Below are 23,496 nucleotides of genomic sequence, written 5' to 3'. Positions count from 1 at the left end.
AGAACCGCCGCACATGTACGAGCTCAACCGGGTCCGCCTCTACTCGATCGGACCGGCCGGCGCCCGCTACGCCGACACGGTGCTCGACCTGCGCGGCGTCGGCGACCCGGTCGCCGACCCGGCCCCGCAGCAGATCGGCCTGTTCGGCGAGGAGGCCGACGGCCCGGTCCGCCGCCCCGCCCCGGCCGGCGTGCTCTTCCTGGAGAACGGCGGCGGCAAGTCCGTCCTGCTCAAGCTGATCTTCTCGGTCATGCTCCCCGGTCACCGCAACACCCTCGGCGGCGCCAGCTCCGGCGTGCTGCGCAAGTTCCTGCTCGCCGACGACTGCGGCCACGTCGCCCTGGAGTGGCAGCACACCGTCACCGGCGAACTGATCGTGGTCGGCAAGGTCAGCGAGTGGCGCGGCCGCCAGGTCTCCTCCGACCCCCGCAAGTTCGCCGAGACCTGGTACTCCTTCCGCCCCGGCCCCGGCCTCACCCTCGACTCCCTGCCCGTCGCCGAGCGGGTCAGCCTGGCCGGCGACCAGAAGGCCCGCGGCCGCCGCCGCACCATGAAGGGCTTCCGCGACGCCCTCACCGAGGCCGGCAAGGCCCACCCCCACCTCGACCTGGTCTTCGAGGACGGCCACGACCGCTGGACCGAGCACCTCGGCGAGCTCGGCCTCGACCCCGAACTCTTCCGCTACCAGCGCGAGATGAACGCCGACGAGGGCGAGGCGGCCGGCCTCTTCGCAGTCAAGCACGACAGCGACTTCACCGACCTGCTGCTGCGCGCCGTCACCGACACCCGGGACACCGACGGCCTCGCCGACCTCGTCCACGGCTTCGCCGCCAAGCTCGGCCGCCGCGCCGAACTCACCGCCGAACGCGACTTCACCGCCGGCTCGCTGGACCTGCTGGAGCGCATCGCCGAGGCCACCACCGCCCGCGAGACCGTCCGCGAGGCCCACCGCACCGCCGAGCGCCGCACCCGCCGGCTCGCTCACGCCCTCGCCTCCCGGGCCGCCGCCGAACGCGACCGCGCCCAGGACCTCGCCATCGAGGTCGCCGCCGCCGCGAGCGCCGTCACCGCCGCCGAGTCCGACCGCACCCGGCACACCCTGATCGCCGACGAACTCACCCACCGGCACGCCACGTTGAGCCTCGCCGCGGCCACCGCCGAGGCCGCCGCGCTGCGCCGCGAACTGATCGACGCCCGCACCCTGCACTCCGCCTGGCAGGCCGCCGAGGCGGTGCTGCGCCAGCGCGCCGCCGCCGACCGGGTCACCCGGGTCGCCGCCGCCATCCGCGAGGCCGAGCTGGACGCCGCCCCCGCGCTCGCCGCCCGCGCCCGCGCCGCCACCGCCCTCGCCCGCGCCCTGGAGGCCGCCGCCGCGGCCGCCGAGACCCGCGCCGACACCGAGGAGCAGCGCGCGGGCGAGCTCCAGGAGGACGGCGCCAAGGCGCAGTCCGACGCCACCGAGGCCGCCACCGCCGCCCAGAAGGCCCGCAGCGAGGCCGAGCACCTGCGCCAGCGCCTCGCCGAGGTCGAGCAGGAGACCGAAGCCGCCGTCGAGGCCGGCTTCATCGACGCCGACGGCGATGTGGACCCAGCCCGCGCCGCACTGCACGCCGCCGACGTCGAGAAGGCCGCCACCGCCGCGCTCGCCCAGGCCCGTACGGCCGCCGAATCCGCCGCCGCCCGGCTGCGCGAGGCCGGCGCCGCCACCTCGCGCGCCGAACTCGCCGCCGAGCGCGCCGGCGACGCCCGCAAGGCCGCCGCCCGGGCGCTCGCCGCCGAACAGCGCACCGCCGCCCTGCTCGCCACCGAGCAGCGCCTCGCCGACCTGCTCTCCCTGACGCCGGCACCCACCGAATGGAGCGAGGAGGGGTCGGACGCCGCGGAGGAGGCCGGCTTCCTCACCCCCGCCGTCCTCGACCGCAACGCCGAGTACCTGCGCGAACTCCTCGACGAGGCCATCGCCACCGCCGAGCGCACCCTGTTCGACCTCCGGACGGCCGCCGCCGACGACTCCCGCATCCTCGCCGCCCTCGGCGACGGCGGCCTGCTGCCGCCCGGCCCGGACGTCCTGGCCACCGTCGAGTACCTCGCCGAGCACGGCATCCCGGCCCTGCCCGGCTGGCGCTACCTCGCCCAGTCCGTCGACCCGGCCGACCACGACGCGATCCTCGCCGCCCGCCCCGAACTGGTCGACGGCGTGGTGGTCACCGACCCGTCCTCGCTGGAGCGCGCCCGCGAGGCCCTGCAGACCGCCGCCCTGCTGCCGCGCTCCACCGTGGCCGTCGGCGCCGCCGCCTCGCTGATCGCCCCGATCACCGACGAGCCCGCCTTCTTCCTGGTACCGCCGAACCCGGCCATGCACGACGAATCCGCCGCCGACGACGAGCGCCGCGACCTGCGCGCCCGGGCGAGCGCCCGCGAGGAACACATCCGCGAACTCGCCGGCCGCCTCGGCGCCGACCGCGCCCTCGCGGCCCGGCTGGCCTCCTGGCACGCCAGCTGCCCGCCCGGCACCCTCGCCGAACTCGCCGCCGCCGCCGAGGCGGCCCGCGAGCACGCCGAGCAGTCCGCCGCCGCCCTGGCCACCCTGCGCGCCGACCACGACGAGGCCGAGACCGACCACGCCGCCGCGGTGTCCGCCCACGAGGAGCACCGCGAGGCCGCCCAGCGGGCCCGCCGCCGCGCCGACGCCCTCTCCGGCCTCGCCTTCCGCCTGCGCGAGCGCGCCACCTGGGCCCGCCGCCAGCGCGAACTCGCCGAGGACGCCGCCGAGTGCGACCGCCGCCAGGCGCTGTGCGCCGAACGCGCCCGCACCTGCGACGAGGACCGCCGCGCCGCCCAGCGCGCCGCCGACGACGCCCGCCGTACGGCCCGCGCGCTGCGCGGCGAACGCGCCGAGATCCCGGCCTCCGAGCAGACCGACGAGCCCGCCGACACCGCCCCCGCCGCGCTGCCCGCCCTGCGCGAGGCCTACCGCGCCGCGTCCCAGCTGTACGAGAAGGTCGGCGTCGGCGCCGACCTGCGCGCCGAACAGGCCCGCGCCGAGGGCGACGAGGCCGCCGCCGCGGCCGAACTCGACCGCCTCACGAACAAGGTGCGCACCCGCGCCGAGGAACTCCTCGGCAGCCCCGACGGCGCCGACGGCCCGGCCCGCCAGGCCGCCGCCGCCCGCGCCGAGGAACTGGTCGCCACCATCGAGGCCCGCTCCGCCACCGCCAGCGAGCAGCTCGGCCGCCTGCGCGGCGACGCCGAGCGCTCCGCCCCCACCGACGGCGAGGCGCACACCGAGCTGCCCGAGGACCTCGTCCCCACCGACCCCGAGCACGCCCAGGCCCTGCTGCGCACCGCCACCAGCCGACTCGCCGAACGCCGCGAGGCCCTGGACGCCGCCCGCACCGCCCACGCCGACCTGCAGCGCACCTTCGACACCGCCCAGGCCGCCGCCGCCGACTTCGACGAACTGGCCGGCCAGCTGCGCGACGGCCTGCGCGACCACCAGGAGGACCAGGAGGACCCGGTCGAGCCGTACCTCGGCGCCCTGGCCGACGCCCGCACCGGCGCCACCGAGGCCCGGCGCGGCCTGCGCACCGCCGCCGGCGAGCTGTCCGGCGCCGAACTCGCCGTCCGCGACGCCTCCGACGCCCTCGTCCGGCACGCCAACGCCGCCCGCTACGAGGCCGTCCGCACCCCCGCCCGCCAGCAGATCCGCGAGCTGCCCGCCTCGGCGCTGCCCGAGCACGCCGCCGCCTGGGCCGCCGCCTTCGCGCCCCGGCTGCGCGTGCTCACCGACGAGCTCGCCCAGCTGGAGAAGAACCGCGGCTCGATCGTGGACCGGCTGCGCGGCCTGGTCGAGTCCTCGCTCACCACCCTGCGCGCCGCCCAGCGGCTGTCCCGGCTGCCCGAGGGCCTGGGGGAGTGGTCCGGCCAGGAGTTCCTCCGGATCCGCTTCGAGGACCCGGACCACGCGACCCTGGTCGAGCGCCTCGGCGAGGTCATCGACGAGGCCACCCGCGCCGCCGTCCGGAAGAACAGCGACCTGCGTCGTGACGGCATGTCCCTGCTGCTGCGCGGCGTCGCCGCCGCGATCGGCCCCAAGGGCGTCAGCGTCGAGATCCTCAAGCCGGACGCGGTGCTGCGCGCCGAGCGGGTCGGCGTCGGCCAGATGTCCGACGTCTTCTCCGGCGGCCAGCTGCTCACCGCCGCCATCGCGCTGTACTGCACGATGGCCGCGCTGCGCGCCAACGACCGCGGCCAGTCCCAGCTGCGGCACGCCGGCACGCTGTTCCTGGACAACCCGATCGGCCGGGCCAACGCCACCTACCTGCTGGAGCTCCAGCGCGCCGTCGCCGACGCGCTCGGCGTCCAGCTGATCTACACCACCGGCCTGTTCGACACCACCGCGCTCGCCGAGTTCCCGCTGGTCATCCGCCTGCGCAACGACGCCGACCTGCGGGCCGGCCTCAAGTACATCTCGGTCGAGGAGCACCTGCGCCCCGGCCTGCCCGCCGCACCGGACCCGGACGGCCCCGCCATCCACGGCGAGATCACCGCCACCCGGATGTTCAAGCGCCCCGCGGAGGCGCCGGCCCGGCCGTGAACCGGGCGGCGCGACCGGCGGGTTGACGACCGCGCACCTCGGTGACCTCCGCGCCGGTCGCGGTCGGGGCCGACCCCGAGGTCGGCCCCGGGGTCAGGGCCGCGGGGCCGACATCCGCGGCTGGTGCGGGGGTTGCGGCGGTCGCTGGTGCGGCTGCTGCTGGGGCTGCCGGTGGGCCGGGTGCTGCGGCTGCTGGTGCACCCCCGGCTGGTGCGGCTGCGGGTACGCCGACGTGCCCGGCCCCGGGCCCGGACGCGAGCCGGGGCGCGGGAACGGGCGGGCCGCCAGCGGCTCGGAGGGCGCCCGACTGCCCGCCATCGGGTACGCGGAGTTCGGCGCCCGCATCCGCTGCGCGGCGACCTGGCGGGAGATCAGGATCTCCAGCAGGCACCACATGGTGCCGAACACCCCGATCCCCATGGCCATCAGCGCGGGCGTCAGCATCCAACTGCCCGCGTACGAGGACAGCGTCGCGACGACCACGCCGACCAGGGTGAAGGCGAGGGAGAGCACCGCCCGGACTGCGGCGGCGCGCACCTCGTCGGGAAGGCGGCGACGGCGGCGTGGCACGGACATCGAGCGACCCCCAGGCGCGAACTCAGCGGCAGACACGGAACGGGCGCACACGAAATGCGCCCCCCTGGCTCACTCTGCCCCACCGAACCAGGACCATGCGTCCGAATCCACCGAACTGCCGTCAAACCATGTCATCCGGCCGCCGGCCGTGTCCTCCGGCGTCCTCCGGCGGCGCACGGCCCGGAGGGTCAGCTCAACTGCTGGTTGAGCTCCTCCAGGGCGCCCGTGACGATCGTCCGCATCGCCTGCTCGGCCTCGTCGGAGTGGCCCGAGCAGATCGCGTCGGCGACCTCGCGGTGCAACCGGATCGCGTACTGCTCCGGCTGATGGGGCATCAGATGGTACTCGGTCCGGCCGGTGAGCACCGCCCCCACGGTGTCCCCGAGATGGGCGAACATCTCGTTGCCGGAGGCGCGCAGCACCAGCGCGTGGAAGGCGATGTCGTACCCGAGGAAGGTGGTCAGGTCGGCCTCGCGCGCGGCGACCGTCAACTCCACGGCCAGCGAGCTGAGTTCGCGCCGGTCGTCGTCGGTGGCGTGGACCGCGGCGAGCGCCGCCGCGGCCGGCTCGACGGCCACCCGCAGCGAACCGAGCGAGCGCAGCTGGGCGGGCCGGTCCGACCCGGCCAGGCGCCAGCGGATCACCATCGGGTCGAAGACGTCCCAGAGCGACTTCGGCAGCACGGTGATCCCGACCCGCCGCCGGGACGCCACCATGCGCATCCCCTCCAGGATCCGCACCGCCTCCCGGACCACCGTCCGGGACACCCCGAAGCGCTCCTCCAGCTCCTCCCCGCGCAGCACCGCGCCCTCGGGAATCTCTCCGGACGCGAGCGCCGGTCCGAGCTCGTCAAGCAGCCGCCCGGGCAGCCCCTGGATCTCCATCCGCCCAGCGTAGACGTCCCCGGCCCCGACCCCCACGCCACCCTCCGCCGCCGCGTGATTCCCCTCACCCGCCGGGCCCGCCCCGCCCCTCGGGCCCGCACCCGGGCCCGCCCCCTCGGGAGCTAAAAGTATGACGATTTGGTTTCCGCCACTTGAATACGTCATATCTTTGAGGCGATAGTGGCGGCCAGGCAACGAAGGAGCACCACCACATGGCTCTCAGCGTCGAGAACCACGACCTCCCGCGGACCCCCCTCACCGTCGTGGTGATGGGCGTCTCGGGCGTCGGCAAGACCACCCTGGCCCGCCTGCTGGCGGACCGCCTCGACCTCCCCTTCGCCGAGGCGGACGACTTCCACCCGGCGGCCAACATCGCCAAGATGTCGGCCGGCGTCCCACTGGACGACGAGGACCGCGCCCCCTGGCTGCGCGCCATCGGCGTCTGGCTCGCGGAGCGGACCGAGGACGGCACCGGCGGCGTGGTCACCTGCTCGGCGCTGAAGCACCGCTACCGCGACACCCTGCGCGCGGCCTGCCCGGGCGCCTTCTTCCTGCACCTCAGCGGTGGCCACGAGCTGGTCGAGGACCGGCTCAGCCACCGCTCCGGCCACTTCATGCCGTCGTCGCTGCTCGGCTCGCAGTACGCCGCCCTGGAACCCCTGGAGGCGGACGAGCGCGGCGCCGTCCTGGACGTGGGCCCGTCCCCCGAAGAACTCGTCGAGATGGCCGCGGCGCTGCTGCGGCCCGTCAATGGAGACCTCGCGTGAGCCTGACTTCCCCCACGCTGCTGGCAGCCGCCCCACCGGTCCTGCCGCACACCGGCAGCAACACCCAGCTGCTGATCGCGGTGCTGCTCAGCATCGGTGCGATCGTCGTACTGATCACCAAGCTGAAGCTGCACCCGTTCCTCGCCCTCACGCTCGGCTCCGGTCTGCTGGCCGCCGTCGCGGGTGCTCCCTTCGACAAGCTGCTCACCAGCTTCTCCACGGGCTTCGGCGCCACGGTGGCGAGCGTCGGCCTGCTGATCGGCCTCGGCGCGATGCTCGGCAAGCTGCTCGCCGACTCCGGCGGCGCGAACATCATCGCGGACACCGTGCTCTCCCGGACCGGCACCAAGGCGCTGCCCTGGGCGATGGCGCTGATCGCGGCCGTGCTCGGCCTGCCACTGTTCTTCGAGGTCGGCGTCGTCCTGCTGATCCCGATCGTGCTGCTGGTCGCCCGCCGCGGCAACGTGCCGCTGATGCGGGTCGGCATCCCGGCGCTGGCCGGTCTGTCGGTGCTGCACGGCCTGGTGCCCCCGCACCCGGGTCCGCTGGTCGCCGTCGACGCCCTGAAGGCCGACCTCGGCGTCACCCTGGCACTCGGCCTGCTGGTCGCCGTCCCGACCCTGGTCATCGCCGGTCCGCTGTTCGCGCGGGTCGCCGAGCGCTGGGTCGGCCCGCTGGAGATCCCGGCCGCCACCGCCCCCGAGGAGTCGGCCAGGCACGACCGCACCCCGTCCTTCGGCGCGGTGCTCGCGACCATCCTGCTGCCCGTCGTGCTGATGCTCGGCAAGGCGCTGGCCGACGTCGTGATCGACGACCCGAAGGCGATCGGCCAGCGGGTGTTCGACTTCATCGGCTCCCCGCTGATCGCCCTGCTCGCCGCGACCCTGCTCGCCATGCTGACCCTCGGCCGGGCGGCCGGCTTCGACAAGGCCCGGATCGCCGAGACCGTCGGCTCCTCGCTCGCCCCGATCGCGGGCATCGTCTTCATCGTCGGCGCGGGCGGCGGCTTCAAGCAGACCCTGATCGACGTGGGCGTCGGCAACGCGGTGAGCGAGTGGTCCGGCAAGTGGCACATCTCCGCGCTGCTGCTGGGCTGGCTGATCGCCGTGCTGATCCGGCTGGCCACCGGCTCGGCGACGGTCGCCACGATCACCGCGGCGGGTATCGTCTCCCCGCTCGCCGCGACCATGTCCTCGACCCACGCGGCCCTGCTGGTGCTCGCGATCGGCGCCGGTTCGCTGTTCTTCTCGCACGTCAACGACGCCGGCTTCTGGCTGGTGAAGGAGTACTTCGGGATGAGCGTCGGGCAGACGCTGAAGTCCTGGTCGGTGATGGAGACGGTGATCTCGGTCGTCGCGATAGCCCTGATCCTGCCGCTGAGCCTGATCGTCTAGCGTCCTCCGGCTCCACCGCTCCGCCACAGCACCACAAGACCGCAGCACCGCAGCACCGCTCCACCGCAGCGCCACTCCACCGCAGCACCGCCGAGGGGCGGCACCCGTGACCGTACGGGTGCCGCCCCTGCGGCGTTCCCCTCGGCCCGGTCGGTCCCCGGCTCAGCCCTGCCGGCCCAGCAGCCCCGAGAGCACCGCCTCGGTCGCCCGCAGCAACTCCTCCGCGACCGCCCCGCCCGCCGCCGTACGGGCCAGCAGCCCCTCCCGCGCGGCGAGGATCACCGCCGCGGCCTGCCAGGCGCTCGCCCCCGGGGGCACCAGCTCCGGCAGCGCCTGCTCCAGGACGTCCGCCAGCTTCCGCGCGACTGCCCGGTCGTGCGCGGCGACCTGCTCGGCCAGCGCCTCGGTCCGGGCGGCGACCAGCCGGAACTCCAGGAACAGCAGGATCCACCCGGTCTCCGCGGGATCGACCCGCAGCAGCGCCTCGACCAGCAGCCGGGCCCGCTCCCGCGGCGCCAGTGCCTCGCAGGCGGCGGCCAGCTGCTCCAGCTGGGCCATCCGCCGCGCCGCCTGGTCGTCGAAGAGCGCCAGCAGCAGGTCCTCCTTGCTGCCGAAGTTCGAGTAGAAGGCGCCCCGGGTGTAGCCGGCGGCGCCGCAGACGTCCTCGATGCTCGTCCGGGCGAAGCCGACGGTGAGGAACAGCTCGCCCGCCGCGGCCAGCAGTCGGGCCCGGGTGTGGACGCGACGGCGCGGCGGTCGGGCGGCGGCGGTGTCAGTGGTGCCAGTGGTGTCGGCGGTGTCGGAGGGGGGTGGGTTCACAGGAGAACGATACATGGTGTATTCAGTACGAGTCGTATTCAATACGAGCCGTACTGAACGGCTGCGGCCGACCGAACCGCCGCAGTCACCCGCCGTACCGGACCCGAGGGGTGCCACCGCCATGAGCCGACTGCTGATCACCAACGCCCACCTGCTCCACCCCGAGGACGGCACCCGTACCGACCTCGGCTGGCTGGAGGCCGCCGACAGCCGGATCGCCGCCACCGGCACCGGCCGTCCGCCCGCCGCCGACGACACTGTCCGGGTGATCGACGCCGCCGGCGGCACCGTCCTGCCCGGCCTGATCGACGCCCACGTCCACCTGCTGGTCACCACCCTCGACCTGCACGACGTCGCCGACTGGACCCCCGGCTACGCGACCGTCCGCGCCCTCGCCGAGGCCGAGCGCATGCTGCGCCGCGGCTTCACCACCGTGCGCGACGTCGGCGGCGCCGATCACGGCATGGCCCGCGCCCTCGCCGAGGGCCTGGTGCCCGGCCCCCGACTGCTGCACGGCGGCAAGGCGCTCTCCCAGACCGGCGGTCACGGCGACCTGCGCCCGCTCGGCGACGACGCCCTGCCCTGTTGCGAGTCCCGGCCGAACTTCGGCCGGATCGCCGACGGCGTGGACGCCGTCCGGGCCGCCGCCCGGGACGAGTTCCGCAAGGGCGCGCGCCACCTCAAGGTGCTGCTCTCCGGCGGCGTCGCCTCCCCGCACGACGAGATCGCCGCCGTCCAGTACAGCGAGGAGGAGATCCGCGCGGCGGTCGAGGAGGCGGAGAACCACAACCGCTACGTCACCGTGCACGCCTACCACCCGCGCGCGATCGACCGCGCCCTGCGGGCCGGGGTGCGCTGCGTCGAGCACGGCAACCTGCTGGACGACGACACGGTCGACCTGCTGCTGGAGAAGGACGCCTTCCTGGTCCCGACCCTGGTCGCCTACGAGCAGACCGCCAAGCTCGGCGCCGCCTCCGGCCTGCCGCCCGCCTCCCTCGGCAAGCTCGCCGAGGTCCGCGACCGGGGTTTCGAAGCCCTGGAGCGGGCGCACCGCGCGGGCGTCAACCTGGTCTACGGCAGCGACCTGCTCGGTCCGCTGCACCCGGCCCAGCTGGAGGAGTTCACCCTCCGCGCCCGGGTCCAGCCGGTCGCGGACGTGCTCCGCTCGGCGACCACCACGGCGGCCCGGCTGCTCGGCATGGCGGGGGAGATCGGCACCCTCGCCCCGGGCGCCCACGCCGACCTGCTGGTGGTCGACGGCGACCCGCTGGCCGACCTCACCGTCCTCACCCGCCCGGAGCAGCACCTCAGGCACGTGGTCAAGGCCGGCACCCCGGTCTGACCCCGCGCCCACCGAACACCGCGCCGACCTGACGAAGCGACCTGACCAAGCGACCGGACCAAGCGACCGGACCAAGCGACCCGACAGGGCGATCCGGCAAAGCGAAGGGCGGGCGCCCGGGGAAACCCCCGAGCGCCCGCCCGTCGTACCGCCGTGCAGCGCTTACTTGCCGGCCTGCTTCGCCAGGAAGGCCTCGACCTCGGCCCGGATCTCCGGCGTGTCCAGCCCGCGCACCGTCATCGTGGTGCGGCGGCGCAGCACGTCGTCCGCCGTGTACGCCCACTCGTTGTCCGCCGCGTACGCGACCTGCGCCCAGACGTCCGGCCCGTCCGCGTGGATCGGCCGGCCGAGCTCCGGGTTCTCGTCGATCAGGCGGGCGATCTCGAAGGAGAGCGTGCCGTAGTGGCTGGCCAGGTGCTTGGCGACCAACGGCTCCATCCGCGAGCCCGGCTCGCGGTCGATCAGCAGGCGGTGCGCCACCGCGTTCGGCGCGCCGACGCCCGGCAGCGGGACGGTCGGGGCGATCGGGGACATGTCCTCGCCGAGGCTGGTGCCGGGCACGTGGGCCAGCTTCTCCAGCACGGCGCGGCCGATGTGGCGGTAGGTGGTCCACTTGCCGCCGGAGACCGACAGCATGCCGCCCTTGCCCTCGGTGACGACCGTCTCGCGCTTGGCGGCGGCGGTGTCGCCCGGGCCGCCCGGCAGCACGCGCAGGCCGGCGAAGGAGTAGGTGATCAGGTCGCGGTCGAGGTGCTCGTCGCGGATCGCGTGCGCGGCCTCGCCCATGATCTGGTCGATGTCCGCGTCGGTGGCCCGGACGTCCTTCGGGTCGCCGGTGTACTCCTCGTCGGTGGTCCCGAGCAGGACGTGGTCCTCCCACGGGATGGCGAAGGAGACGCGGTACTTGTCGATCGGGATGGTCAGCGCGGCGCGCCACGGCGAGCGGCGCTTGACCACGACGTGCGCGCCCTTGGAGAGGCGGATCGACGGCGCGGCGCCGGCGTCCTCCATGGTGCGCAGGTGGTCGACCCACGGACCGGTGGCGTTGAGCACCAGGCGGGCGTTGATGCCGAACTCGCTGCCGTCCAGGCGGTCGCGGAGCTCGGCGCCGGTGACCCGGCCGCCGGTGAAGCGCAGGCCGGTGACCTCGGCGTGGTTGAGCACGACGGCGCCGGCGTCGACCGCGGCGCGCACGGTCATCACCGCGACGCGCGAGTCGTTCATCTGGTGGTCGCCGTAGACGGCCACCGAGCGCAGGCCCTCGGTGCGCAGCGCGGGCACCTGCTGGGCGGCGTGCGCGGCGGTGGAGACCCGGCCCATGCCGTCGCGGAAGGCGGACAGCGCCGAGTACAGGAACACGCCGGCGCCGAGCTTGGCGGCACCGTGCGGGCCGCCCTTGTAGACCGGCACGAAGAAGGTCAGCGGGTTGACCAGGTGCGGGGCGACGTCGGTGGAGAGCGCGCGGCGCTCCTTGTGGTTCTCCGCGACCAGCTTGACCGCGCCGGTCTGCAGGTAGCGCAGACCGCCGTGGACGAGCTTGGAGGAGGCGCTGGAGGTGGCACCGGCGAAGTCGCCGGCGTCGACCATGGCGACCTTCAGGCCGGCCTGGGACGCGGTCCAGGCGACGGCCGTGCCGAGGATGCCGCCCCCGATCACCAGCAGGTCGTAGGTGGCCTTGCCGAGCAGTTCGCGGGTCTCGGCGCGGGAGGCGGTGCGGCCGGCGGTGCGCTCGGCGCCCAGGGTCGGGATGGTTGCCATGGTGGTTGTGTACGGCACGCGGGTCGGGCGCGCCGTTACTCCTCTCGTGTGCGGTGCGGCCCCTGCTGGAGAGGCCGGTCGGCCCGGTGCGGCGGGCCGGCGAAACGCGGTGACACCCGCTGCCGGAACAGCGGGCGGCCGGCCGGGGCACGGGCCCCGGCCGGCTGGTCGGTCAGTTGTTCTCTTCCTCCTCCACCCAGCCCATGGTGCGCTCCACGGCCTTGAGCCACTTCTTGTACTCGCGCTCCCGGGTGTCCTCGTCCATGCGCGGGGTCCACTCGGCGGCGCGGTGCCAGTTGGCCCGCAGGGTGTCGAGGTCGTTCCAGAAGCCGACGGCGAGACCCGCCGCGTAGGCGGCGCCGAGGGCGGTGGTCTCGGCCACGTACGGGCGCTCGACCGGGGCGTCCAGGACGTCGGCGATGTTCTGCATGAGCAGGTTGTTGCTGGTCATGCCGCCGTCGACCTTGAGGGCGGTGAGCTCGACCCCGGAGTCCTTCTGCATGGCGTCGACGACCTCGCGGGTCTGCCAGGCGGTGGCCTCCAGGACGGCCCGGGCCAGGTGGCCCTTGGTGACGTACCGGGTCAGACCGGCGATCACACCGCGCGCGTCGGAGCGCCAGTACGGGGCGAACAGACCGGAGAAGGCCGGGACGAAGTAGGCGCCGCCGTTGTCCTCGACCGTGTTGGCGAGGGTCTCGATCTCGGCGGCGGTGGAGATGATGCCGAGCTGGTCGCGCAGCCACTGGACGAGCGAGCCGGTGACGGCGATGGAGCCTTCCAGGGCGTACACCGGGGCCTGGTCGCCGATCCGGTAGCCGACCGTGGTCAGCAGGCCGTGGTACGAGTTGACGATCTTCTCGCCGGTGTTGAGCAGCAGGAAGGTGCCGGTGCCGTAGGTGGACTTGGCCTCGCCCTCGTTGAAGCAGGTCTGGCCGAACAGCGCGGCCTGCTGGTCGCCGAGCGCGGAGGCGACCGGGACGCCGGCCAGGTCGCCGACGGCCTCGCCGTACACCTCGGCGGAGGAGCGGATCTCCGGCAGGACGGCCATCGGCACGCCCATCGACTCGGCGATGCTCTCGTCCCAGGCGAGCGTCTTGAGGTTCATCAGCATGGTGCGGCTGGCGTTGGTCACGTCGGTGACGTGCTTGCCGCCGTCGACACCGCCGGTGAGGTTCCAGATCACCCAGGTGTCCATGGTGCCGAACAGGATGTCGCCGGCCTCGGCGCGCTCGCGCAGGCCCTCGACGTTGTCCAGCAGCCAGCGGATCTTCGGGCCGGCGAAGTAGCTGGCCAGCGGGAGGCCGGTCTCGCGGCGGAAGCGGTCCTGGCCCACGTTGCGGCCGAGCTCGCGGCAGAGCCCCTCGGTGCGGGTGTCCTGCCACACCAGCGCGTTGTGCACCGGCTCACCGGTGTTCTTGTCCCACAGGACGGTGGTCTCGCGCTGGTTGGTGATGCCGATGGCGCGGATGTCGTCCTTGGTGAGGCCGGCCTTCTCCAGCGCACCGCGGACGACCGACTGCACCCGGGTCCAGATCTCGGCGGCGTCGTGCTCGACGTAGCCGGGCTGGGGGAAGATCTGCCGGTGCTCCTGCTGGTCGACGGCGACGATCCGGCCGTCGGCGCCGAAGATGATGCAGCGGCTGGAGGTGGTGCCCTGGTCGATCGCGGCGATGTAGTTACCGGTAGAGGTCATGGGGAGGGTCCTCGGCTCGGGTTCGGGGGTTACGGGGTGGGTGGGCCTGACGCGCTTCTCGGTCAGTCCCCGTGTGCGGCGGGTTCGACACCGCTCTCTTGACAGGGGTCTTTAGAAGAGGGCGTTGTACACGCCGCCGGCCGCGAGGCCGCCGATGATCGGGCCGACGACCGGAACCCAGGCGTACGACCAGTCGGAGCCGCCCTTCTTGGGGATCGGCAGCAGGGCGTGCGCGATGCGCGGGCCGAGGTCACGGGCCGGGTTGATCGCGTAGCCGGTCGGGCCGCCCAGCGAGAGGCCGATGCCGACGACGGTGAAGGCGACCATCAGGGTGCCGGTGCCGGTCTGCGCGAGCCCGGCGTTGGTACCGATGGTGAGGATCGCGAAGCAGAGCACGAAGGTGCCGATGACTTCGGTGAGCACGTTCTGGAACGGGTTCCGGATCTCGGGCCCGGTCGAGAAGATGCCGAGGGTGGGCTCTTCGTTGGCGTTGAACTGGCCGAGGTAGGTGGCCCAGACCAGCACGGCGCCGATGATCGCGCCGAGCATCTGCGAGCCGATGTAGAGCGGCACCTGGCTCCAGTCGCCGCTCTTGACCGCGAGCGCGATCGTGACGGCGGGGTTGAGGTGCGCGCCGGACTTCGGAGCCGACATGTAAGCGGCGATGAGGACCGCGAATCCCCAGCCGAAGGTGATCGCCAGCCAGCCGGCGTTGATGGCCTTCGACTTCTTGAGGGTCACGGCGGCGCACACGCCGCCGCCGAGGAGTATCAGGGCGGCGGTGCCGAGGGTTTCGCCGACGAAAACGTCGCCGTTGGAGAACGCGGACACAAAGACTCCCTTGTCCATATGGCCCGGAGGTGCGGGTGGGGGCAGGCGGCCGGTCGATCCCTATGCGGAGTGAGCGCACTGTGGGAGTGATCTTCCCGGCCATCGTTCGACAATGTCGACCGTCATGCGGAAGCTTCCTCCCCAGGTTGCCCCCACGTCAAGGCAGGGTTACGCAGCTGTGACCCTCGCCTTCGCCCGTCCGTCGAAGTTACCGAGCGGAGCGCCCCGAAACCGGACAAAACGCCAAGGCGCGGACAGGCCGACCGCCCGTCCGCGCCTCAGCGTGACGATGTGAACGTCGTTTCTCAGAACCGGCCGGCGCCCAGATCGCGCGAGATCGCCCGCGCCGCGCTGCGCACCGAGGCCACCAGCGAGGGCTTCACGAAGCCGTCCTCGCAGACCCGCTCCACCGCCCCGCTGACGCACACCGCGCCCACCGGGTTGCGCCGCCGGTCCTGGATCAGCGCGCCGATCGAGGCCACGCCCTCCCAGGTCTCCTCGATCGAGTCGGCCCAGCCGCGTTCGCGGATCAGCGCGCACTCGGCGTCCACGTCGGCCGCCCGGGTCAGCGTGCGCACGGTGTAGGACTCGTACGGTCCGTCGCCCAACTCCCCGCGTGCGACCGGGTCGTAGGCGACCAGCACCTTGCCCAGCGCGGTGCTGTGCAGCGGCTGCATCGAGCCGACCTCCAGCACTTGCCGGGTGTCGTCCGGCCGGAACACGTGGTGCACGATCAGCACGCCCTGCTGGTGCAGCACCCCCAGGTAGACCGTCTCGCCGGCCGCCCGGGCCAGGTCGTCCGCCCACACCAGGGCCCGCGCCCGCAGCTCGTGCACGTCCAGGTAGCTCTGCCCCAGCCGCAGCAGCTCGGCGCCCAGCTGGTACTTGCCGCTCTCCGGGTCCTGCTCGACGAACCCCTCCTGCTGCAGCGTGCGCAGGATGCCGTGCGCGGTGCCCTTGGCGAGGTCCAGCGCCGTCGCGACCTCGGACAGGCCGAGACGGCGCTCACCGCCGGCCAGCAGGCGCATGATCGCGGCGGCCCGGGAGAGCGACTGGATCGGGCCGGGCATGGATACCTCCGCGCTGACAGGCGGTCGACAATGTCGACCGCAGTGGTGACGGGACGAGTCTGCCAGGCCGCACTGACTCCGTGCACCTTTCCCCCTCGGTAACCCGCCCCCGGCCGGGTGTTAACCTCCCGCGTCGTTCGACCGGCCCCGGCGCACCGCGACCTCCGCCGCGAGCGCCGCGATCCCGTCCGGTCCGATCCGGCAGCAGCCGCCCACCAGCCGCGCCCCCTGCGCGAGCCAGCCGCCCACCCGGGCCGAGCGGAAGGTCGGCTCCCCGCGCCAGCCCCGGTGCTCGGCGTCCCAGCGCTCCCCGCTGTTCGGATAGACCACCACCGGCTTCCCGGTCACCTCGGCGGCCACCGCCACCGCCCGGTCCGCGTCCTGCGGCGTGCAGCAGTTGACGCCCACCGCCAGCACCTCGTCCACCTCCGCCGCCGGCGCGAACGCCTCCGCCAGCGGCTGCCCGGCCCGGGTCCGGTCCCCGTCGACGCTGAACGACAGCCAGGCCGGCACCCCCAGCCCGCGCACCAGCTCCAGCAGCGCCCGCGCCTCGTCCGCGTCCGGCACCGTCTCCAGCGCCAGCACGTCCGGCCCGGCCGCCGCCAGCACCTCCAGCCGCGGCCGGTGGAAGGCCACCAGCTCCGCGACGCCCAGCCCGTACCGGCCCCGGTACTCCGAACCGTCCGCCAGCACCGCCCCGTACGGGCCCACCGACGCCGCCACCCAGCGCCGCCGCCCGCCCGGCTCGGCCCGCGCCGCCTCCCGGGCCAGCTCCACACTGCTCGCCAGCAGCCGCGCCGCCTGCGCCCGGCCGACGCCGCGCCGTGCGAAGCCCTCGAAGCTCGCCTGGTAGCTCGCCGTGATGGCGACGTCCGCGCCGGCCGCGAAGTACGCCCGGTGCGCCGCGACCACCGCCCCCGGGTCGTCCGCCAGCAGCCGCGCCGACCACAACTCGTCCGACAGGTCGTGCCCCGCCGCCGTCAGCTGGTTCGACATCCCGCCGTCCAGCACCAGCGGACCGGCGGCCAGCGCCGCGGCGAAGTCCGGCGGGGGAGCAGTGGGCATGACGGCCTCCTCTGGCGCGGTCGTTGCTGGTCACAGCCTAGAAGGCGGAGGCCCCCGCCCGCCGGGAAAAGCATTTGCCGCAGGGGAACGCGAATGGCTACGTTGTGCTCAGGCCGAGAACGACAACACCTGACCGCACCGGAACCACACCAGGGCGAGAGCGGACACCCGAGCACGGAGAGGACGGGCGATGGCGGCGGACGACCGGCCCGGCACCGGGCCCGCGGCCGAGCAGGACTGGCTCGCCGCGTACGACCCGCGCGCCTACACCCCGATCGCCGTCACGGTCGACGTGGTCGCCCTGACCTTGCGCCACGGCAGCCTGCACGTCCTGCTCGTCGAGCGCGGCGCCCCGCCCCACCAGGGCTGCTGGGCGCTGCCCGGCGGTTTCCTGCGGGCCGGCGAGGAGAGCCTGGACGAGGCCGCCGCCCGCGAACTCGCCGAGGAGACGGGCCTGCAGAGCGCCGCCGACGCCGAGGCCAGGCTCTGCCGCCTCCACCTCGAACAGCTCGGCACCTACGGCGCCCCCGACCGGGATCCGCGAATGCACGTGGTCTCCGTCGCCTACCTCGCCTTCGCGCCGGACCTCCCCGACCCCCGGGCCGGGACGGACGCCGCGGCCGCCGCCTGGCACCCCGTCCACGACCTGGACCTCCGGCCCCGCGGCCGGACCCTTGCCGCCGGTGCGCCCGCCGACACCCACGGGGGTGGCGTCGACGGGCGCACCGGCCCCAGGCCGCTCACGCTGGCCTTCGACCACGCCCGGATCCTCGCCGACGGCCTCGACCGGGTGCGCGCCAAGCTCGAATACAGCCCGCTGGCCACCGCCTTCCTGCCCCACGACTTCACCATCCCCGAGCTGCGCGCCGTCTACGAGGCGGTCTGGGACGAGAAGCTCCACCCGGGCAACTTCCACCGCAAGGTCCTCTCCGTCCCCGGATTCGTCGAGAGCACCGGCACCACCACCGCGCGCGGCGGCGCCCGCGGCGGCCCGCGCGCCCGCACCTACCACGCCGGCGGCGCCGGCCTGCTGCACCCCGCCCTGCTCCGCCCCACCCGCGAGAACCCGCCCGGCGACGGCCCGCCGGGGGAGAGCCCGCCGGGGGAGAGCCCGTCCCACTGACCCTCCCGGAGACCGGGAGCCCGGCCGACCCACCGGGCTACCATCCGGCCATGACCACCGACGAAGCGACCCGGACCGTCCACCGGCCGTTCTCCCACTGCCACTTCTGCGGCACGCCCTACCCGCCCGACACCCGCTCCTGGCCTCGCACCTGCCCCGGCTGCGCCGAGATCAGCTACCGCAACCCGCTGCCCGTCGCCGTCACCGTCCTCCCCGTCACCCGGCCCGACGCCGACCCCGCACTGGTCGTCATCCGCCGCACCATCGAACCCGGCTACGGCGAACTCGCCTTCCCCGGCGGCTACATGGACTACGGCGAGAGCTGGCAGCAGGCCTGCGTCCGCGAACTGCACGAGGAGACCGGCATCACCGCCGACCCCGCCGAGGTCACCCTGATCCACACCGCCTCCGACCCCGACGGCCGTTTCGTCATGCTCTGCGGCCTGCTCCCGGCCCGCCCGCTCGCCGAGCTCCCGCCCTCGCGCCCCACCGACGAGACCGAGGGCTGGCTCCTGGCCACCGCCGACACCGCACTCGTCTGGGACTTCCACAACGGCGTCCTGCGCCGCTGGTTCAGCGGCGAGTTCACCCTCCGCTGACCACCCCGCCGTGCAGCTGCCGACCCTGGCGCGACGGCCGCTCACGTGGCATGGTCTGCACCGACAGCCCAACCGGACGGGTCTGCCACAAGCCCTCCCGTCCCCACCACCGGCCGGGAGACCACCACCGTGAGCACCCCACCACCCCAGGACCAGCCGCTCTGGCGCCCCAACCCCGCTCGCGCCGCCACCACCACCCTCGTGGCCTTCCAGGCCTGGGCCGCCGAACACCACGGCGCCCCGGCCGCCCCGCTCGCCCCGGTCGCCGACGACCAGCAGGCCGCCGAGCGCTACGCCGCCCTGCACGCCTGGTCCACCGAGGACCTCGACCGGTTCTGGACCGCGGTCACCCAGTGGTTCGACGTCCGCTTCACCCAGGCCCCCGAGGCCGTCCTCGCCGACCCGGCCATGCCCGGCGCCCGCTGGTTCCCCGGCGCCCGCCTCAACTACGCCGAGCACGCCCTGCGCGCCGCCGAGGACGCCGCCAACGCCGACCGGCCGGCCATCCTCCACCTCGACGAGACCACCGACCAGCCCGTCGTCCTCACCTGGTCCGACCTCCGCCGCCAGGTCGGCTCGCTCGCCGCCGCCCTGCGCGCCCGGGGCATCGGCCCCGGCGACCGCGTCAGCGCCTACCTGCCCAACATCCCGCAGGCCGCCGTCGCCCTCCTGGCCACCGCCGCCGTCGGCGCGATCTGGACCAGCTGCGCCCCCGACTTCGGCGCCCGGAGCGTCCTCGACCGCCTCCAGCAGATCGAACCCGCCGTCCTCTTCGCCGTCGACGGCTACCACTACGGCGGCAAGGACCACGACCGCACCGACGTCGTCGCCGAACTGCGCCGCGAGCTCCCCAGCCTGCGCACCGTCGTGCACGTCCCGCTGCTCGGCACCCCCGCCCCCGACGGCGCCCTCGGCTGGGACGACCTGGTCGCCGACGACGTGCAGCCGGTCTTCGAGCCGGTCCCCTTCGAGCACCCGCTCTGGGTCCTCTACTCCTCCGGCACCACCGGCCTGCCCAAGGCCATCGTCCAGAGCCAGGGCGGCATCCTGCTCGAACACCTCAAGCAGGCCGGCCTCCACCTCGACCTCGGCCCCCGGGACCGCTTCCTCTGGTACACCTCCACCGGCTGGATGATGTGGAACTTCCTGCTGGCCGGCCTCCTCGTCGGGTCCACGATCGTCACCTACGACGGCAGCCCCGGCCACCCCGACACCGGCGCCCTCTGGTCGGTCGCCGCCCGCACCGGCGCCACCGTCCTCGGCACCTCCGCCGCCTACGTGATCGCCAGCCGCAAGGCCGAGCTGCACCCCGGCCGCGACCTCGACCTCTCCGCCGTCCGCTGCCTCGGCACCACCGGCTCCCCGCTGCCCCCCGACGGCTTCCGCTGGATCTACGACGAGGTCAAGGAGGACGTCTGGCTCGCCTCGGTGAGCGGCGGCACCGACGTCTGCTCCTGCTTCGTCGGCGGCGTCCCCACCCTCCCGGTGCACCTCGGCGAGATCCAGGCCCCCTGCCTCGGCGCCGCCGTCGAGTCCTGGGACGTCCAGGGCAAGCCGCTCACCGACGCCGTCGGCGAACTCGTCGTCACCAAGCCCATCCCGTCCATGCCCACCGGCTTCTGGAACGACCCCGAGGGCACCCGCTACCACGACAGCTACTTCGACACCTACCCCGGCGTCTGGCGCCACGGCGACTGGATCACCGTCACCTCCCGGGGCACCGTCGTCATCCACGGCCGCTCCGACTCCACCCTCAACCGCCAGGGCGTCCGGATGGGCTCCTCGGACATCTACGAGGTGGTCGAGCGCCTCCCCGAGATCGCCGAGTCCCTGGTCATCGGCCTGGAGGAGCCCGACGGCGGCTACTGGATGCCGCTGTTCGTCGTCCTCGCACCCGGCGCCGAACTGGACGACGACCTCATCGGCCGCATCCGCACCTCGCTGCGCACCGAGCTCTCCCCGCGCCACGTCCCCGACGAGGTCATCGCCGTCCGCGGCCTCCCGCACACCCTCACCGGCAAGCGGATCGAGGTCCCGGTCAAGCGCGTCCTCTCCGGCACGCCGCTGGAGCAGGCCGTCAACCCCGGTTCCGTCGACCACATCGAGCACCTGCGGTTCTTCGAGCAGCTCCGCGTCGACCGCCAGGCCTGACCTCCTCGCCGCACGCCAAAGGGGCGCCTCCCACCGCGATGGTGGGGGCGCCCCTCTCCCGTCCTGCTACCGCGACCGGCCGCTACCCGGGCCTCACTCGCCCGACAGCACCTGCTGCGCCGCGGCCCGCGCCTCCTCGGCGCTGTCCGCGGCCCGGGCCGCCTCGGCCGCCCGGCGACACTGCGCCAGCGTGTACTTGGCCAGCGCGGTCCGCACGTACGGGATCGACGCGGAGCCCATCGAGAGGCTGGTGACGCCCAGACCGGTCAGCACCACGGCCAGCAGCGGATCGGCGGCCGCCTCACCACAGACGCCGCAGCTCTTGCCGCTCACCCGGGCGGCGTCGGCCGCCGCGGCGATCAGGTCCAGCAGCGCCGGCTGCCACGGGTCCTGCAGCCGCGCCAGCGCACCGACCTGGCGGTCGGCCGCGAAGGTGTACTGCGCGAGGTCGTTGGTCCCCAGCGACAGGAACTCGACCTCCTGCAGGATCGACCGGGCCCGCAGCGCGGCCGACGGAATCTCCACCATCGCACCGAACTTGGCGGCCAGCCCGGCCTCGCGGCACGCGGCCGCGAAGTCCTTGGCGTCCTTGCGGTCGGCCACCATCGGGGCCATCACCTCGAGGTGCACCGGCAGGCCCTCGGCCGCCGTGGCCAGCGCCCGCAGCTGGGTGCGCAGCACGTCCGGGTGCTCCAGCAGGGTGCGCAGGCCGCGCACGCCGAGCGCCGGGTTCGGCTCGTCGGCCGGGGTCAGGAAGTCCAGCGGCTTGTCCGCACCCGCGTCGAGCACCCGGACCACGACCCGGCCCTCGGGGAAGGCCTCCAGCACCTTGCGGTACGCCTCGACCTGCTTCTCCTCGCCGGGAGCCTTCGCCGAGTCGTCCAGGAACAGGAACTCGGTACGGAACAGGCCGACACCCTCGGCGCCGTTCTCCAGCGCGGCCGGCACGTCCGCCGGGCCACCCACGTTGGCCAACAGCGGCACGCGGTGCCCGTCCGAGGTCTGCCCGGGGCCGGAGGAGGCGGCCAGCGCGGCCTTGCGCTCGGCGGCGGCCGCCCGCAGCTCGTCCTGCTTCTCCTGCGACGGCTCCAGCAGCACATCGCCCGAACTGCCGTCCACCGCGACGACGGTGCCCTCGGCGACATCGGCCGCACCGGGCAGCGCCACGACGGCCGGCACGCCCATCGCCCGCGCCAGGATGGCGCTGTGGCTGGTCGGCCCGCCCTCCTCGGTCACGAAGCCGAGCACCAGCGCCGGGTCCAGCAGCGCGGTGTCGGCCGGCGCCAGGTCACGGGCGAACAGCACGTACGGCTCGTCGCTGTCCGGTACGCCCGGCATCGGCACCCCGAGCAGCCGGGCCACGATCCGGTTCCGCACGTCGTCCAGGTCGGCGACCCGTCCGGCCAGGTACTCCCCGGCGGAGGCGAGCAGCGCCCGGTAGGCGGCGAAGGCGTCGTACACACCGCGCTCGGCACTGCTGCCGACGGCGATCCGGCGGGACACGTCGGCCATCAGCTCCGGGTCCTGCGCCATCAGCGCCTGGGCCTCCAGCACGGCCTGCGCCTCGCCGCCGGCCAGGTTGCCGCGCGCGATCAGGTCTGCGGCGACGGCCTCCACGGCGGCCTGGGCGCGCGCCTGCTCACGCGGGGCGTCCTCGGTCGGGATCTGGGTGGCCGGGGGCTCCAGCACCGCCGTCCCCATGTGCCGCACCTGGCCGATCGCGACCCCGTGGCTGACACCCACGCCGCGCAGTGTCTTCTCCATGTACCTGTCTCCGCTGAGAGGAGCGGCCCCGCCGGGAACCGCTGAGTGCCGGGCCGCCCCGTCACTTCCTGCGGGGCGGGTGTGTAGGTGGTCGAGAGGTCAGCTCCAGCTGAACAGGGGCTCGCCGGAAACGGCCTCGCCGTCCTCCCGCAGGTCGCCGAGCGAGTCCGGGGCGGCCTCCAGCGCGACGATCGGCGAGATCGGCGACTTGCCGGCGGCCTCGACGGCGGCCGGGTCCCACTTGATGACGGCCTGGCCGCGGGTCACCGTGTCGCCCTTGTTGACGAGCAGTTCGAAGCCCTCGCCGTTCAGCTGGACGGTGTCGATCCCGAGGTGGGTCAGCACACCGTGGCCCTCGGCGTCGACGACGACGAAGGCGTGCGGGTGCATGGAGACGACGACGCCGTCCACCGGAGCGACCGCCTCGGTGGGTCGACGGACCGGGTCGATCGCGGTGCCGGGGCCGACCATCGCACCCGAGAACACCGGGTCGGGCACGCCGGCGAGCCCGACGACCTTGCCGGTCAGCGGCGACGTCACAGTGGTCATGGTTGTGCCTCCCAAGAGCGCAGTACTGCGAGCGGCCGCGAGGAGCGGCACGACGATCAACTGAAGCCTAAATCATGCCAACTGAGGACATCTGTCGACATTCCAGGGCGAATCCCCGCCCTCACCCACCTACTGGCCGGCGTCCCACCGACCCGCGAGTGGTCTAGTCCTCTCGGTCGATGCGCCGCACTCTACAGGCATCTTGGCGAATCGGGACCATTGCTGTATATGCTCGCGAGAGCAACAAATCATGCCGCCACCCGGGTGACACCGGCCGCGCCCCGATTCGCGCCGCAGCCACCGACCCGCTATGGTTGGTCGGGTCGCCGCAACTCGGCGGTTAACACCAGATTTCAGATGCAAAAAGCTCCGGTAAACGGAGCGCAAAACATCTGGTAAGCTGGAAACACGAACGAAGCAAGCCCGGAGGGTCCGCTGGAAGGCGGTCCGAAGGAAGCGTCCGTTCCTTGAGAACTCAACAGCGTGCCAAAAGTCAACGCCAGATATGTTGACA

The 23,496-nt window shown here is 74.0% G+C and carries 17 protein-coding genes; 7 read left to right on the top strand and 10 right to left on the bottom strand.

Annotated features, from left to right (window positions below; all coding sequences use genetic code 11):
• Positions 1–13 precede the first annotated feature (13 nt).
• On the top strand, positions 14–4,597 hold the full coding sequence (locus AB0Q99_RS28300; RefSeq protein ID WP_363576394.1) for a hypothetical protein: 4,584 nt from the start codon (positions 14–16) through the stop codon (positions 4,595–4,597).
• Positions 4,598–4,690: 93 nt separating this feature from the next.
• Here the strand turns inward: AB0Q99_RS28300 and AB0Q99_RS28295 are convergent, their stop codons facing one another.
• Together AB0Q99_RS28295 and AB0Q99_RS28290 are read right to left on the bottom strand one after the other, a co-directional pair.
• The gene (locus tag AB0Q99_RS28295; RefSeq protein ID WP_363576393.1) at positions 4,691–5,173 is read right to left on the bottom strand and encodes a hypothetical protein; all 483 of its coding nucleotides are present in this window, start codon (positions 5,171–5,173) and stop codon (positions 4,691–4,693) included.
• 188 nt (positions 5,174–5,361) lie between these two features.
• Positions 5,362–6,057, bottom strand: coding sequence for an FCD domain-containing protein (locus tag AB0Q99_RS28290; RefSeq protein ID WP_363576392.1), 696 nt, complete (start codon positions 6,055–6,057; stop codon positions 5,362–5,364).
• 212 nt (positions 6,058–6,269) lie between these two features.
• On the opposite strand from AB0Q99_RS28290, the gene AB0Q99_RS28285 reads away from it, so the two are divergent.
• Entirely contained in the window at positions 6,270–6,824 is a 555-nt protein-coding gene (locus AB0Q99_RS28285) for a gluconokinase (protein WP_363576391.1), read from the top strand.
• Between the two features lie 2 nt (positions 6,825–6,826).
• Positions 6,827–8,218: a gluconate:H+ symporter gene (locus AB0Q99_RS28280; protein WP_363576439.1), complete on the top strand. Its 1,392-nt coding sequence runs from the start codon at positions 6,827–6,829 to the stop codon at positions 8,216–8,218.
• 162 nt (positions 8,219–8,380) lie between these two features.
• On the opposite strand, the gene AB0Q99_RS28275 is transcribed toward AB0Q99_RS28280, so the two are convergent.
• Positions 8,381–9,037, bottom strand: coding sequence for a TetR/AcrR family transcriptional regulator (locus tag AB0Q99_RS28275; RefSeq protein WP_363576390.1), 657 nt, complete (start codon positions 9,035–9,037; stop codon positions 8,381–8,383).
• 121 nt (positions 9,038–9,158) lie between these two features.
• Here AB0Q99_RS28275 and AB0Q99_RS28270 point away from each other — a divergent pair, with 121 nt between their 5' ends.
• A complete protein-coding gene (locus tag AB0Q99_RS28270) occupies positions 9,159–10,379 on the top strand; it encodes an amidohydrolase family protein (protein ID WP_363576389.1) in 1,221 nt (406 codons plus the stop codon).
• Positions 10,380–10,541: 162 nt separating this feature from the next.
• Here the strand turns inward: AB0Q99_RS28270 and AB0Q99_RS28265 are convergent, their stop codons facing one another.
• From AB0Q99_RS28265 to mmuM, 5 genes are all read right to left on the bottom strand, one after another.
• Positions 10,542–12,137 carry a glycerol-3-phosphate dehydrogenase/oxidase gene (locus tag AB0Q99_RS28265; RefSeq protein ID WP_363576388.1) on the bottom strand — a complete coding sequence of 532 codons (1,596 nt, stop codon included), beginning with the start codon at positions 12,135–12,137 and terminating at the stop codon, positions 10,542–10,544.
• 172 nt (positions 12,138–12,309) lie between these two features.
• Positions 12,310–13,830 (bottom strand): glycerol kinase GlpK, encoded by a 1,521-nt coding sequence (gene glpK, locus AB0Q99_RS28260; protein WP_363576387.1) that lies wholly within the window; start codon positions 13,828–13,830, stop codon positions 12,310–12,312.
• A 111-nt stretch (positions 13,831–13,941) separates the two neighbouring features.
• Positions 13,942–14,661: an MIP/aquaporin family protein gene (locus tag AB0Q99_RS28255; RefSeq protein ID WP_363576386.1), complete on the bottom strand. Its 720-nt coding sequence runs from the start codon at positions 14,659–14,661 to the stop codon at positions 13,942–13,944.
• 305 nt (positions 14,662–14,966) lie between these two features.
• Entirely contained in the window at positions 14,967–15,731 is a 765-nt protein-coding gene (locus tag AB0Q99_RS28250) for an IclR family transcriptional regulator (RefSeq protein ID WP_363576385.1), read from the bottom strand.
• A 120-nt stretch (positions 15,732–15,851) separates the two neighbouring features.
• The gene (mmuM, locus tag AB0Q99_RS28245) at positions 15,852–16,796 is read right to left on the bottom strand and encodes a homocysteine S-methyltransferase (protein ID WP_363576384.1); all 945 of its coding nucleotides are present in this window, start codon (positions 16,794–16,796) and stop codon (positions 15,852–15,854) included.
• Between the two features lie 190 nt (positions 16,797–16,986).
• On the opposite strand from mmuM, the gene AB0Q99_RS28240 reads away from it, so the two are divergent.
• From AB0Q99_RS28240 to AB0Q99_RS28230, 3 genes are all read left to right on the top strand, one after another.
• A complete protein-coding gene (locus tag AB0Q99_RS28240; RefSeq protein ID WP_363576383.1) occupies positions 16,987–17,919 on the top strand; it encodes an NUDIX domain-containing protein in 933 nt (310 codons plus the stop codon).
• 50 nt (positions 17,920–17,969) lie between these two features.
• Positions 17,970–18,518, top strand: coding sequence for an NUDIX domain-containing protein (locus AB0Q99_RS28235; protein WP_363576382.1), 549 nt, complete (start codon positions 17,970–17,972; stop codon positions 18,516–18,518).
• Between the two features lie 129 nt (positions 18,519–18,647).
• Entirely contained in the window at positions 18,648–20,669 is a 2,022-nt protein-coding gene (locus AB0Q99_RS28230) for an acetoacetate--CoA ligase (protein WP_363576381.1), read from the top strand.
• 93 nt (positions 20,670–20,762) lie between these two features.
• Here AB0Q99_RS28230 and ptsP read toward each other — a convergent pair whose 3' ends face one another.
• The gene (gene ptsP / locus AB0Q99_RS28225) at positions 20,763–22,433 is read right to left on the bottom strand and encodes a phosphoenolpyruvate--protein phosphotransferase (RefSeq protein WP_363576380.1); all 1,671 of its coding nucleotides are present in this window, start codon (positions 22,431–22,433) and stop codon (positions 20,763–20,765) included.
• Between the two features lie 99 nt (positions 22,434–22,532).
• The gene (locus AB0Q99_RS28220) at positions 22,533–22,982 is read right to left on the bottom strand and encodes a PTS glucose transporter subunit IIA (RefSeq protein WP_363576379.1); all 450 of its coding nucleotides are present in this window, start codon (positions 22,980–22,982) and stop codon (positions 22,533–22,535) included.
• Positions 22,983–23,496: the final 514 nt, after the last annotated feature.

The organism is Kitasatospora sp. NPDC086791, assembly GCF_040685975.1.
GTDB lineage: Bacteria > Actinomycetota > Actinomycetes > Streptomycetales > Streptomycetaceae > Kitasatospora.
Note: the sequence above shows the minus strand (reverse complement) of the source record. Positions and strands in the feature narration are given on the sequence as shown.